We start from the raw sequence: 14,659 nt of genomic DNA, 5'->3' as shown, positions 1-14,659 counted from the left end.
ATATTATGCCAGGTTTTTATGGGTCTGTAGGATGCTCGTGTTGTAGAACGTCATTGACGTAATGATCAACTGAAAATGCATAACATACTTTAACTAGAAACAAGCCAGCAATACACTGAAACCATAACGGTGATGATAGCGATGCAATCACCCCTGCCCCTAATAAAACAAACACAATTGCAATGAGCGCCTGTGACTTGTGGCCATATAATGTATTTAATATTGCTGCTGTTACGATAGTGTAGCCCCATATAATCGCGCTTTCATTGAGTGCAATATTGTAGGCCCATGCGATCACAATGATATGGACATGAATGGCAATAAACACCCAACGAGACTGGCTACGAGCTTTATAATAATCGTTAGTTCCCTTAGTAAAATTGGCCGCACAACCAGCTATCACGTCAATGACCAATAAATCACCAATGGCCAACTGCCACCAAGCGATATCTGGTAACGAATGTTGTCGAACAAAAAGTACATACACAACATAACACCCAAATAAGGTCATTAACCCTATTGAACTCAAAGCTACCCCAGATTGATGGGTGCCTAATACTTCTCGAAATTGACTGGGAATTTTCACCACTTTCTACCTTCAAATTACCAAAATCATTTTCTAGGGGCTGTCAATCAACACTGCTCTGCGCATGAGTCGCATACAAACTGTCAGACACCGAGCGTAAGTTCACATTTTCAATAAAGTCATCACTCAAACTCAAAATTCCATTTAGGTTGCTTACCAACTTATCATAATGTAAATCACCCGGCTTAAGTGCAGTTTGCAAAAGGTGTAGTGCCATATCAGCCAACAGTAATCGTTGTTTCTCACGCCAATTTGCATCATTTGAAGCAGCGCTATGTTGTAAAATAGCCTGCTCTACTTGGTCATGAATACTCCAACTCAATGTGAGTATTTCTTGTCGTTGTTGCTTGTCCATAGCAGTCTCAATCGTACTTATCTAACATTATTTTGTTACTGTGTAATAAAAATAAAGTAAATTCAATGTAATTTTATTCATAAGATATACATAGAAAATATGTAATCGTTATGCAGACTGACAACGGCTATATTCATACCAAAAAAAAGGCACTTCATAAAAGAAGTGCCTAACTACTAGCAACAAAACCTGGAGAAGTGAATGTGCTAGTTTTTATATTCAAACGACATGCCAAATTAACAAAATTCTAGATAATTGAATTATATATATTAATCATTTTAAGAAATAACTAGTCGCAATTTGCATCGCAAATTTTCACGCATATTGTTTCGGGTTTTTAGGGTAATACTTGACCGGTTGCTCCAAGCACAAATCGAACTCTCTGGTATTTTTATAGGGCAGCTTCATAAACCCTGCTACACCTACATCATCAATACTCATCGCGTATTGTATTATCCGCGCAAGAAGGAGCTCAAATTTTTGTTCCTGGCTGGCGTCTAACAAGCGATAGTAATGATGGATTTTCAATCTATTAGGCAATGACTCAAATATAATACACCCGGTATGGTGAATTTGGTTAAGCTCAAATACACATTGAATGATGCTTTTCGGCAATTGTAGCTGTTCGTCTGGATCTTTACCGTCTTCAAAATAACTGTGAGGACGAGTTACCTCATTACTTGCAACGTCAACCATTGAATAGTGCAGCTGAGGCAAGGTATCAAATATAAACGCCCCCGTATCATCCCGCTCTAGTTGGATGGTTTGACGTGCATCAAATAAGCAACACTTAAACAACCCCTTTTGCGTTATCCCTTGCGCTAACATGACAGTCGCATTTATCGCATCCGTCAAAGCGTTATTTAATGTCTCATCATGCAAAATTAAACTCGATTCAACATACAAAGAGTCTGCCTTCCAATGAAAGCTCAACCCCCCCACTAAAGGGTATTTTGCTAAACGGCTTATTGATGCCAAAAATGCTTTTTCGGTGTCACCTGTATCAAATAAAAACTCCTTATAATACCGGTCTAACTGGGCATCATTGATATCATGTAATTGATGGTTATGGTCAGCTCTGCGTAAAAACTCTTTTCTTGAACTATAAACAACAGTATCCGGATGATCATCCGTATTGGTGATCCAAAATGGAATATTTGACTTTGGTTTTTCAACATTTAATATGGGTAAATAAGACTTTGCTATCTTAGGCATATGCTGCATAAAATAGTCGCCTGCTTTGTCTCGCTCTTGTTTATCTTTACTCAGCATGGCATCAATAACCGCCGCAAACTCTTGGGGCAACCCCAAGCTCTTTGCAGGAATAACTTGTTCACCAAATCGACATGACTGAGCGCTGGCTAATGCATAAATGGTTGATGCCACGCCTTGTTCATCAAAGCGTGGAGACGATTGAGCACCTTGCATCTGCTCATCGCCAATGAAGTACACATCACCCATACGCGCATTGGTACCCGCCACATCAGACGACATTAGGTCCATAATATTACTCGCAACAGGTTCCCCATTTGTATCCACTTGCGCATAGACAGAGCTCCCCCAATCGACTAAAGAAAAGCTTTTCGAAACCTCATCCCATACGATATTAGAAGGCTTAATATCACCATGAACAATGGGTTGTGGTAAAATCCCATTGCGATGATTTCTTAAATCCAACAACACATTGCGCAACAACAATGCCAGCTCTACCAATTCTTTAGGCTCAAAACAGCCGCGTTTCAGTGATACCTTTTCTAAGTCTTCACCTTTAGCGCGTGCCATCATCAAAATCCCTTGCTTTTTAACACGCTCAAAAGCCAAAAATTTTGGAACCATAGTGTTATCAATTTGCGACAGCATATACGCTTCATCTTCTAACCTATCACGCACACTTTGTGCCAACGTAATACGAGAAAATTTAAACACCCATTGTTGACTGTCAGTACTCACTCCCCCAAACACAAAACCAAATGCGCCTGAGCCGATTAATTCTACCGACTCATAACCTAATACGGTTAATTGCTTTTTACAGATATTGAGCCATTGGCGATGCTTTTTGGCATCATGGTGAGACAACAGATAAATCGATTGCTGTTCATTAATATAAAAATTATTTATCGACTTAATGTTTGCTTTAGATAAGTTTGATATTTTCATCAGCTACAAATTCAGGCATAAAAAAGGCCGAAAAGTTCGGCCTTTATAAACAATATATTATTAAGCGTTTTCTATTTTTGCCCAAGAATCTCTTAAGCCAACCGTTTGGTTAAACACTAACGCGTCAGATTTATTATCTCTACAGTAATACCCCATACGCTCAAACTGAAATCCTTGTTCAGCCATTGCATTAGCAAGTGACGGTTCAAGCTTTGCGTGAGTAATAACTTTGAGTGAATCTGGATTCAATACTTGCGAAAAATCTTCTGCCGCTGCTGGGTTAGGTACGTTGAACAAACGATCGTACTGACGTACCTCAGCATCGATACATTCAGACGCAGAAACCCAATGAATCACGCCTTTCACCTTTCGACCATCAGTTGGATTCTTACCTAGCGTCTCAGGATCATAAGAGCAAAAAATCGTCGTAATGTTACCATCAGCATCTTCTTCAATACGCTCTGCTTTAATAACATAAGCATTTCTTAAACGAACTTCTTTATCAAGCACTAATCGCTTGAACTTTTTATTCGCTTCAATTCTGAAGTCTTCACGTTCAATGAACAATTCTCGGGTAAATGGTACTTCACGTGTACCCTTTTCTTCGATTGATGGATGGTTTGGTGCAACTAATTGCTCTACTTTGTCAGCATCATAATTTTCAATAACCACCTTTATAGGGTCTAACACAGCCATTGCTCGTGGTGCATTTTCGTTTAAATCATCACGAATACAAGCCTCTAACATACCCATTTCAATCATATTATCTTGTTTGGTAACGCCAATACGCTTACAAAACTCAACCACTGACCCCGGTGTGTAACCTCGTCGACGTAAACCAGCAATGGTTGGCATACGTGGATCATCCCATCCTTCAACATGATTATTAACGACTAAGTCATTAAGCTTTCGCTTGGACATAATAGTGTACTCTAGGTTCAGTCGCGAGAACTCTATTTGCTGTGGATGGCACTCAAGACTGATATTATCTAGTACCCAGTCATATAAACGGCGGTTATCTTGAAACTCTAGGGTACATAAAGAATGGGTGATCCCTTCAAGTGCATCAGAAATACAGTGCGTAAAATCATACATTGGGTAAATGCACCATTTATCAGCCGTTTGATGATGATGAACGAAACGAATACGATAAATTATCGGATCACGTAAAACCATAAACGAGCTAGCCATGTCAATTTTAGCTCGAAGTACACACTCCCCTTCTTTAAACTCACCATTGCGCATTTTTTCAAACAATGCCAAATTGTCTTCAACAGCCGAATCTCTGTGTGGGCTATTTTTGCCAGCTTCAGTCAAGGTGCCACGATACTCGCGGGCTTGCTCTGGTGATAAAAAGCAAACATACGCTAGTCCCTTTTCAATCAGCTCAACAGCGTACGCATGTAATTGGTCAAAGTAATTAGATGAATAACATATTTCATCATCCCACTTAAACCCCAACCAAGACACATCTTCTTGAATTGACTTTACGTAATTAATGTCTTCTTTTTCTGGGTTTGTGTCATCAAAACGTAAATTACACAGACCTTTATAGTCTTGTGCAATACCAAAGTTCAAGCAGATCGATTTAGCATGACCAATATGTAAAAAGCCATTAGGTTCTGGTGGAAAACGCGTGTGCGTCTGTTGGTGCTTACCACTAGATAAATCAGAATCTATAATATTTCGAATAAAGTTTGATGGGCGATTCTCTGTTTCCGCCATGGGTATGCATTCCTCAAAAATTTAGCGCTCTATATCAGCGCATTATTACAAAAAGCTTCGACAACTTACAGCAAATCCTTTCCTTAGTTTAAAGAATATTGGTCCAAAAGTACTCGTGATCAATGAACTTAGCCAAATTCATGACAATTTTTGTTCTAGCGCAATAAAAAAGTCATAAAACGTCTATATAGTGCGCAGCATAGAACGAAGTAACTTAAGGATATTCAACATGGCTTCAATGAACTTAAACCGCGTTTACATTCCCGCTAATGCGCGTAATAACCAATATATATTGGCTGAATTTAAACCCGAAAATAAATTTTACGATTGCTTTGATAACCTAAAAAGTTGCTACGAACGTATAGCCCGACAACTGTTTGCATTATGTGACGAATACGAGTTACATAATGTACATCTAATTGCCAATGATAAGCTGCCCATTGTGCGGTTTCACGAAGAATCACATTGCTTGCAAACAGAAAAGCAAATTCTATTTTTCTACAACCCACAATACCATGAAGCCCATAAAACTTACTACCATGATGACACCGCAGCAAAGAAGATACGGCTATTATTTCTAGCCACTGGGGATGATATTAGAGCTAACGCGGCGCATTTTCATAACAAAGTAACCAAAACGCTCGATGCATTACATAACGCCTTAACATTCAAGAATGTGACATTTAAGGTTCGAGACCACCAACACTTAACCTATGACGTTTTTGCTAAATCCAAAGGTAATAAAGAAAGTTATGGATATAAGCTACGCAGTTTATATCCCCGATATCAAGCAAGAAATTGTACATTACCAGCCGACCACTCGGAAATGACATATGCCACATTTAGCATACCTGTGACCCGCTCCCTTAAAACTGAATATCAACACTTATTACTCAGTGACGACTGTTCACAATTTTACAAAACCATCGAAGATCTATTTTTGTCTGCATGTACCAATAAACATCTTACACACTCTGCTTTTGTTGCGAATGGACGATTGCCAATAATAAGAAACAGTAGAACGGATAAGTCAGACGGAAATTGTGAATTACAAAAATTAAGCTTCAATATTGACAACAGTGATGTACAAATCAAATCTATTTGGCAATCGGATGGTTTAGTCGACACAATGCATTTTGTGGTTGTGGCAAAAGCCTCTGATAAAAAAGATGTTGGCTATGGTAAATTCATGAATCAAGTTGAATCTATGGTCAAAACATTCACATCCTCTTTAGCGATATCTCCGCAGAAGCAAGATATTAACATTCGTTTTTTCCAGCATATTAGTTATCAATATTAGCATTAATGTATAGTTAGGAAGAGATCTTATCTCTTCCTAACTTCTTAGAGCGATACATTAGCTCATCAACCGCCTTGATAAGTGTATCTTTGGAGTAATCTGAGCTATTTACAACACCCGCACTAAACGTGACCGCTTCACTATCATGAGATAAGTTTTCTCTCAATACTGCCTGAAGCATCTCTAACCTTTGTGTTAGCTGTGATACATCCATAAATTGACACACCACAACAAACTCTTCGCCCCCATAACGACAAACTACATCAGCGTCGTCTCGAAAATGAGACCTTAAGTGCTGACCAAATCGTACGAGTATTTCATCGCCAATGTCATGACCGGATACATCATTAATTCGTTTAAAATAATCAAGATCTAGCATGGCTAAACTAAATGACTGCTTTTGGTGGGACAACTTATCAATATGCTCTTGAAAGTATCGCCTATTGAACAATTCAGTTAACGGGTCCCTATACGCAAAGTTACGATTAACTAAGCTCGCTTTACGCTGTAAATAAGCAAAAAGACCGATGCTAATGCAGCTCAAAACAGCAATAAAAATATACGCTCTACTCAATTGCTCTTCTTTTTCTAATTCAGCAAGGTTCGCCGCTTGTGCTTTAAGTTTCTCATTTGTCAGCGCTAACTTAAATTTATGCTGTTCCGCCTCAAAAAAACTTTGCGCTTCTTGCTCTAACACTTCTTTCGTTGCTAATTCATTTTCTTCTAGCAATCTAATATAGCGATTCAATACCGCAATACTGCCGATATAGTCTTGCTGCAAATCCAATACATGCGCTTTTAATTTAAGTGTTCTACGCATGTACCTATTATTCAAAGGACTCTGATAATTGTCCAATATAGAGAGCGATTCTTTTAAATGGATTTGTGCTTGTGCATAACGGCTCATCGAAGACAGTGCTTTGGCTAAGTTATTATGCAAAACGATGAGATGTGCCGGATTAACAATAGCTTTGTATTCTAATTCTTTTGCCTGCAAAAAATAGTCTACGGCTTCATCATACTCCTTTAACAATAAAGAGACTTTACCTAGGCCCGCGTTTGCCCAAAAATGATAGCGTGGCAATGCTAAGCGTTTGGCACTCACGAGCATGTCTGAATAACAAGATCTAGCTTTTTCAACAAGCTTAGAGCGTAATAAAGCCATGCATAAATTGTATTTTATTGGTAGTCCATCCAATATGTTTTGTGTTTGTACGGCGAGAACATTGGCTTGATTTGCAAACTCGATGGCTTTCCGGTGATATTTAAGTGTTGAATAATAAGCTGTGAGGCTATCTAATACAGCGAGTTTACTCACATCTCCAATATCATTTCTCATGATATAAGCATGGGCAGCTTGTACAGATTTAAGCGCTTCACTATATTCTTCTCGCCAAATAGAGATCACAGCTTCCATAGCTTGAACCCTAACTAACATAGCGGAGTCTTTAACATGCGTAAATGCCCGTTTAGATTGTTTAACTAAACGCTTCGCATCATCTAAGTGACCCTGCTCAATAGCAAAAAAGCTTCGATATAAATACCAGTACCCAGCCCCCCATGAGAATTGTTGCGTCTTAAGTGTTGAAGAAAAGCGCGAAAACTCCTTTTTAGAACGTTCTATATGACCAGCAAAAAAAAATGCTCTTGCGCTCAAAGCACTTAAGAAAAATTCAGTGTCGGCAGAATTTGACGTGTTAATCCAGCGATTTGTTAGTTCAATATGTAGTTCTGGTGATTTGAGTACTTGTTGTTCCAATTCCAAAAAGTCATTTACGCTCGCCTGTACTGGTTGAAAACACGACAACCAAACAAACATCGCGACCATTGCTAAAAATACTTTCACCACTACATCAACTCATCAATTTGTATTAGTATAATGTAATGTTTTGTAAAGCAAATGGCAACAAAAAAGGCCCCTTATGGGACCTTTTTTAAGCAAGAGTTGGTGATTACCAACCCGCTTTTTCTTTTAGTGCAACACCGATGTCTGCAAGAGAACGTACAGTTTTAACACCAGCTGCTTCTAGTGCAGCAAACTTCTCGTCAGCAGTACCTTTACCGCCAGCGATAATTGCACCAGCGTGACCCATGCGCTTACCTTCTGGAGCAGTAACACCAGCAATGTAAGAAACAACAGGTTTAGTCACGTTAGCCTTGATGTACTCTGCAGCTTCTTCTTCTGCAGTACCACCAATCTCACCAATCATGACGATCGCTTCTGTTTGGTCATCTTTTTCGAACATTTCTAATACGTCGATAAAGTTAGTACCCGGGATTGGATCACCACCGATACCAACACAAGTAGATTGACCGAAACCAGCATCAGTAGTTTGCTTAACCGCTTCATACGTCAAAGTACCAGAACGAGAAACAATACCAACTTTTCCTGGCTTATGAATGTGACCAGGCATGATACCAATCTTAGTTTCACCCGGAGTGATAACACCTGGGCAGTTAGGACCGATCATACGAACACCTGATTGATCTAGCTTAACTTTAACGTCAACCATATCAAGTGTTGGAATACCTTCCGTAATACATACGATAAGCTCAATACCTGCATCGATTGCTTCTAAAATAGCATCTTTACAAAATGGAGCTGGTACGTAGATAACTGATGCAGTAGCACCCGTTTCTAATACTGCATCACGTACAGTGTTGAATACAGGTAAACCAAGGTGCGTTTGACCGCCTTTACCCGGAGATACACCACCAACCATTTGCGTGCCGTACTGAATAGCTTGCTCTGAGTGGAAAGTACCTTGGCCACCAGTGAAACCCTGACAGATTACTTTAGTATCTTTATTAATTAATACAGACATTATTTGCCCTCCGCAGCAGCAACAACTTTCTCAGCAGCATCAGTTAGAGATTCTGCTGCGATAATGTCAAGGTCAGAGTTAGCTAGAACTTCACGACCTAGTTCAGCGTTAGTACCTTCTAAACGTACTACTACTGGTACTTCAACGCCAACTTCTTTCACTGCGCCGATGATGCCTTCTGCAATCATGTCACAACGAACGATTCCGCCGAAGATATTTACCAATACAGCTTTAACATTGTCATCAGAAAGGATGATCTTAAATGCTTCAGCTACACGCTCTTTAGTTGCACCACCACCAACATCTAGGAAGTTAGCTGGTTTACCGCCGTGTAGGTTTACGATGTCCATAGTACCCATCGCTAGGCCTGCACCGTTAACCATACAACCAACGTTGCCATCTAGCGCTACGTAGTTTAATTCAAAGCTTGCTGCATGTGCTTCACGTGCATCTTCTTGCGAAGGATCGTGGAACTCACGGATCTTAGGTTGACGGTATAATGCATTACCATCAATGCCAATTTTACCGTCAAGACAGTGAAGGTTGCCTTCGTCTGTCACAACTAGAGGGTTAATCTCTAAAAGCGCAAAGTCATGATCATTAAACATTTTTGCTAGACCCATGAAGATCTTAACAAATTGTTTCATTTGAACTGGATTTAGGCCTAATTTAAAGCCTAATTCGCGACCTTGGTAAGCTTGAGGGCCTACTAATGGATCGATTTCAGCTTTATGAATAAGCTCAGGTGTTTCTTCGGCAACAGTTTCTATTTCAACGCCACCTTCAGTAGATGCCATGAAAACAACTTTACGAGTTGCACGGTCTACAACAGCGCCAAGGTATAATTCGTTTGCGATGTCTGTGCAGCTTTCTACTAAGATCTTAGCAACTGGCTGACCTTTTTCGTCCGTTTGATAAGTAACTAAGTTCTTACCTAACCAGTTTTCAGCAAATGCACGGATTTCGTCTTTGCTATCTGCTAGTTTAACACCGCCCGCTTTACCACGGCCACCGGCGTGTACTTGACATTTAACTACCCACTTGTCGCCGCCAATCTTAGCAGCTGCTTCTACAGCTTCCTGAGGAGTATCGCATGCGAAACCCTCAGATACTGGTAAACCATAGTCGGCAAACAGTTGTTTTGCCTGATACTCATGCAAATTCATGATGCTTTATCCAATTTCTTGTACTAAAAAAGCTGAATATTTATGCAAATAATCAGCTATCCCAAAATGCGCCCCTAGTATAGATCCCAAGGGTACTTATGAAAACCCTAGTTAGACCAAAGGCGCAAAAAAAAAGCTGTATGGACTAACATACAGCTTAATATCTAATCAGACTGCTTATACATCCAACAACAAACGTGTTGGATCTTCCAGAAGTTCTTTAATCGCAACTAAGAATCCTACCGATTCTTTACCATCAATTAGACGATGGTCATAAGACAGCGCTAAATACATCATTGGTAATATTTCAACTTTACCATTCACAGCCATTGGGCGTTCTTGAATTTTGTGCATGCCTAAAATGGCTGCTTGCGGTAAGTTAAGAATCGGTGTAGACAACAATGAACCAAATACACCGCCGTTAGTAATTGTGAAATTACCACCCGTCATATCTGCCATTGATAGCTTACCATCACGGCCTTTGATTGCTAAATCTCGAATGCCATTTTCAATACCCGCCATACTCAACTGATCTGAGTCACGCAATACTGGTGTTACAAGACCACGAGGTGTAGAAACTGCAATCGAGATATCGAAGAAGTTGTGATAAACAATATCATCACCGTCAATTGATGCATTTACTGCAGGGTAACGCTTAAGCGCTTCAGTAACTGCTTTAACATAAAAAGACATAAAACCAAGACGTGTGTCATGTGTTTTTTCAAACAAGTCTTTATACTGCTTACGAAGGTCCATGATAGGCTTCATGTTAACTTCATTAAACGTTGTTAACATTGCCGTAGAGTTTTTAGCTTCAAGTAAACGCGTCGCAATTGTTTTGCGCAAACGCGTCATTGGTACGCGTTTTTGTGTACGCTCGCCTAAATCAGCAACAGGCGCTGGCGTTGACGCAGCTTTAGTTGGAGCTGGTTTCGCCGCCGGTGCTGACAAGAATGCATCAACATCTTCTTTAGTAATACGCCCGTTCTTACCAGAGCCTTTAATAGCAGAAGCATCTAGGCCTTTCTCTGCGATTAAACGACGTACTGAAGGCGTTAATACATCAGAGCTATCGTCATTTGCTGAGCTTGCTTCAGTCGCTGCCGTTGGAGTGGCTGGCGCTGCAGAACCACTGCTAATTTTACCGATAACTTGCTCACCTAGTACGGTATCACCTTCAGCGTGAATGTGTTCACCCATTACACCGTCTTCCGGTGCAACAACTTCTAATACCACTTTATCGGTTTCAATATCTACCAAGTTTTGATCACGGCTTACCGCTTCACCTGGTTGAACGTGCCAAGTTGCAATTGTAGCATCTGCTACTGATTCTGGAAGTACTGGTACTTTGATGTCCACTTCGTTACCTTCTGATGCTGTAGTGGCTACTGCCGCTGCTGGTTGTTCATTTGATTGCTGAGCTGGTGCGCTTGCTGATGCACCGGCTGCACCTAAAAGTGCAATAACTTGTTCACCTAGAACAGTCGCTCCGTCTGCTTGTGAAATCTCAACGACAACACCATCTTCTGGAGCTACAACTTCTAGTACTACTTTATCTGTTTCAATATCAACAAGGTTCTGATCTCGCGTTACAGTATCACCAACGCTTACATGCCAAGTTGCAACTGTCGCATCTGCAACAGATTCAGGAAGAACAGGAACCTTAATTTCGGTTGTCATCTCTTATCCCTTATTTTTAATTGTTAAGGCGTCAGCAACTAACGCGTTTTGTTCTTTTGTATGAGTCGACATATAGCCACATGCTGGTGCCGCAGACGCTTTACGCCCCGCGTATGAAAGATTAGCACCTGAAGGGATAGCTTCCCAGAAATGATGTTGAGAGCAATACCACGCTCCCTGATTTTGTGGTTCTTCTTGACACCAAACGAAATCTTTAACGTGCTGGTACCGTGCCATAACTTCATCCATCTCCTGATGAGGGAATGGATATAATTGTTCAACACGTACTATCGCTACATTGTTGAGCTCTAATTTACGTCGTTCTTGCAACAATTCGTAATAGACTTTACCACTACAAAATACAACGCGTTCCACAGTTGCCGGATCGATATCATCAATCTCATCAATCATATTGTGGAATACACCATCTGCCAATTCATCTAAAGATGACACAGCCAATGGATGACGCAATAATGATTTTGGTGTCATTACTATCAATGGACGACGTAACGGTCGTACAGACTGACGACGTAGCATCGCATATACCTGAGCTGGCGTTGAAGGTACACATACTTGCATATTGTGATCAGCACACAATTGTAAATAACGCTCTAAACGTGCAGAGCTATGCTCTGGACCTTGCCCTTCGTAGCCATGTGGTAATAACATTGTTAAACCACACAAGCGGCCCCATTTTTGTTCACCTGAGCTTAGGAATTGGTCAAATACAACTTGTGCACCATTTGCAAAATCACCAAATTGCGCTTCCCACAATACCAACGAGGTTGGTTCTGCCGTCGTATAACCGTATTCAAATGCTAATACGGCTTCTTCAGATAAAACGGAGTCATAAACTTCAAAGTTACCTTGATCAGCATGGATATTTTGCAGTGGTAAATATGTATTACCTTCAGCTTGATCATGAACAACTGCATGACGATGGAAGAACGTTCCTCGACCAGAATCTTGCCCAGTCATACGGATATTAACACCGTCATCAACAAGCGTTGCATAAGCAAGCGTCTCTGCCATACCCCAATCTAATGGCTTTTCACCAGATGCCATTAATTTACGATCTTCGTAAATCTTTTTAACTCGAGATTGTGCTTTATGGCCTTCTGGATATGAAGAGATTTTTGCACTCAACTCTTTTAGCTTTTTAACCGGAACCGTTGGGTCGTAAGCTACATCCCAGTCGTGACCTACAAATTTTGACCAATCAGAAGAATGCTTCGTATCAGGACGAATCTCTTCAACAACACACTCACCATTATCCAAGCCATTTCGATAGTCATTGGCAAGTCGCTTAGCATCGTCTGCGCTTAATACACCTTCGCTTGCTAACTTGTCCGCGTATAACTGACGTGGTACTGGGTGTTTTTTGATCTTTTTATACATCACAGGCTGCGTTGCGCTAGGCTCGTCAGCTTCGTTATGACCATGACGACGGTAACATACTAAATCGATAACAACATCACGGTGGAACTTATTACGGAAGTCAAGTGCTAACTGTGTAACAAACGTAACGGCTTCAGGGTCATCAGAATTAACATGGAAGATAGGTGCCTGAACCATTTTAGCAATGTCAGTACAATAATCTGTAGAACGTACATCTTCTTGTTTACTCGTTGTAAAGCCGACTTGGTTGTTTACGACAATACGAATTGTACCGCCCACACCAAACGCACGAGTTTGAGATAAATTAAATGTTTCTTGAACAACACCTTGACCCGCAATAGCTGAATCGCCATGAATCGTTATTGGTAATGCTTTAGAACCATTTTTACACCCTAAACGCTCTAGGCGCGCTCGAACAGAGCCCATAACTACTGGGTTAACAATCTCTAAGTGAGATGGGTTAAACGCCAACGCCATATGAACGTCACCACCTTCTGTGGCGAAATCAGATGAAAAGCCCATATGGTATTTAACATCACCCGAGCCCGCTGATTCACCATATTTTCCAGCGAATTCGTCGAATAATTCTTGTGGGTTTTTACCGAGTACGTTTACTAAAACGTTTAAACGGCCACGGTGCGCCATCCCAATAACCGCTTCTTCTTGACCACTTTCACCAGCGCGATGAATCAGTTCCTTAAGCATTGGTACTAAAGCGTCACCGCCTTCAAGAGAAAAGCGCTTTGCTCCAGGGAACTTAGCACCAAGATATTTCTCTAGGCCATCAGCAGCGGTTAAGCCTTTTAATATGCGTAGTTTTGTTTCTTTGCTAAATTTAGGCTGTGAGAAGGTAGATTCAACACGTTGTTGTAACCAACGCTTTTCTTCTGTAGAAGTGATATGCATATATTCTGCACCAACAGACCCACAGTACGTGGTCTTCAAGGCCGAATATAAGTCTTTCAACTTCATTGTCTCTTTACCGGAAGCAAAAGAGCCAATGTTATATTCTTTTTCTAGGTCCGACTCCGTTAAATCGTGATATTCGAGTTCCAAATCTCGAACTCTTTCACGCTTCCATAACCCTAACGGGTCAAGGTTGGCATTTTGATGCCCTCGAAACCTAAATGCGTTTATGAGTTGTAGCACGCGAACTTGCTTGGCATCTGATGTGCCACTTGCTGCAACAACTACTTCTCTGTGTTTGTTTTTAGCAAGATCTTTAAACTGAGCTCTTACCTCGGAATGTTTAACATCAACATCCACACCATCAACTTTAGGAAGTTGATCAAACACTTCTCGCCATTCTTCTGGCACTGAAGTCGCATCGTCAAGATACGCTTCATAAAGCTCTTCTACATAAGCTACGTTTCCGCCGTACAAATGCGAAGATTCTAGCCATGCCTTCATCACACCTTCGTGCATTTATTAGCCCTTTTTTCTAGCGCAGAAATTTAATTATTAACA

At 40.6% G+C, this 14,659-nt stretch carries 10 protein-coding genes; 1 reads left to right on the top strand and 9 read right to left on the bottom strand.

Annotation, left to right across the window (positions count from 1 at the left end):
* Window positions 1-16: 16 nt before the first annotated feature.
* The 4 genes from PAUR_RS08050 to glnS form a co-directional block, all read right to left on the bottom strand.
* On the bottom strand, window positions 17-586 hold the full coding sequence (locus PAUR_RS08050; protein ID WP_192507257.1) for a hypothetical protein: 570 nt from the start codon (window positions 584-586) through the stop codon (window positions 17-19).
* Window positions 587-629: 43 nt separating this feature from the next.
* Complete coding sequence (locus PAUR_RS08045; RefSeq protein ID WP_192507256.1) at window positions 630-941, bottom strand: hypothetical protein; 312 nt, start codon at window positions 939-941, stop codon at window positions 630-632.
* A gap of 315 nt (window positions 942-1,256) precedes the next feature.
* The gene (locus PAUR_RS08040) at window positions 1,257-3,098 is read right to left on the bottom strand and encodes a protein kinase domain-containing protein (protein WP_192507255.1); all 1,842 of its coding nucleotides are present in this window, start codon (window positions 3,096-3,098) and stop codon (window positions 1,257-1,259) included.
* Between the two features lie 60 nt (window positions 3,099-3,158).
* Window positions 3,159-4,823, bottom strand: coding sequence for a glutamine--tRNA ligase (gene glnS / locus PAUR_RS08035; RefSeq protein WP_192507254.1), 1,665 nt, complete (start codon window positions 4,821-4,823; stop codon window positions 3,159-3,161).
* Between the two features lie 229 nt (window positions 4,824-5,052).
* Between glnS and PAUR_RS08030 the strand changes: the two genes are divergently transcribed.
* A complete protein-coding gene (locus tag PAUR_RS08030; RefSeq protein ID WP_192507253.1) occupies window positions 5,053-6,123 on the top strand; it encodes a DUF3083 family protein in 1,071 nt (356 codons plus the stop codon).
* Between the two features lie 13 nt (window positions 6,124-6,136).
* Here the strand turns inward: PAUR_RS08030 and PAUR_RS23900 are convergent, their stop codons facing one another.
* The 5 genes from PAUR_RS23900 to sucA form a co-directional block, all read right to left on the bottom strand.
* Window positions 6,137-7,972: a diguanylate cyclase domain-containing protein gene (locus PAUR_RS23900; protein WP_192507252.1), complete on the bottom strand. Its 1,836-nt coding sequence runs from the start codon at window positions 7,970-7,972 to the stop codon at window positions 6,137-6,139.
* 103 nt (window positions 7,973-8,075) lie between these two features.
* Complete coding sequence (sucD, locus tag PAUR_RS08020; RefSeq protein WP_119860364.1) at window positions 8,076-8,948, bottom strand: succinate--CoA ligase subunit alpha; 873 nt, start codon at window positions 8,946-8,948, stop codon at window positions 8,076-8,078.
* The gene (gene sucC, locus PAUR_RS08015; RefSeq protein ID WP_192507251.1) at window positions 8,948-10,114 is read right to left on the bottom strand and encodes an ADP-forming succinate--CoA ligase subunit beta; all 1,167 of its coding nucleotides are present in this window, start codon (window positions 10,112-10,114) and stop codon (window positions 8,948-8,950) included. Before sucC ends, sucD begins: the two co-directional genes overlap by 1 nt.
* Before the next feature lie 177 nt (window positions 10,115-10,291).
* Window positions 10,292-11,794, bottom strand: a complete 1,503-nt coding sequence (odhB, locus tag PAUR_RS08010) for a 2-oxoglutarate dehydrogenase complex dihydrolipoyllysine-residue succinyltransferase (protein ID WP_192507250.1) — start codon at window positions 11,792-11,794, stop codon at window positions 10,292-10,294.
* A 3-nt stretch (window positions 11,795-11,797) separates the two neighbouring features.
* Entirely contained in the window at window positions 11,798-14,617 is a 2,820-nt protein-coding gene (gene sucA, locus PAUR_RS08005; RefSeq protein ID WP_192507249.1) for a 2-oxoglutarate dehydrogenase E1 component, read from the bottom strand.
* Window positions 14,618-14,659 lie beyond the last annotated feature (42 nt).

Source organism: Pseudoalteromonas aurantia 208, assembly GCF_014858725.1.
Classification (GTDB): domain Bacteria; phylum Pseudomonadota; class Gammaproteobacteria; order Enterobacterales; family Alteromonadaceae; genus Pseudoalteromonas; species Pseudoalteromonas aurantia.
The sequence above is the reverse complement of the archived record's forward strand: the minus strand, read 5'-3'. Positions and strand labels throughout refer to the sequence as shown.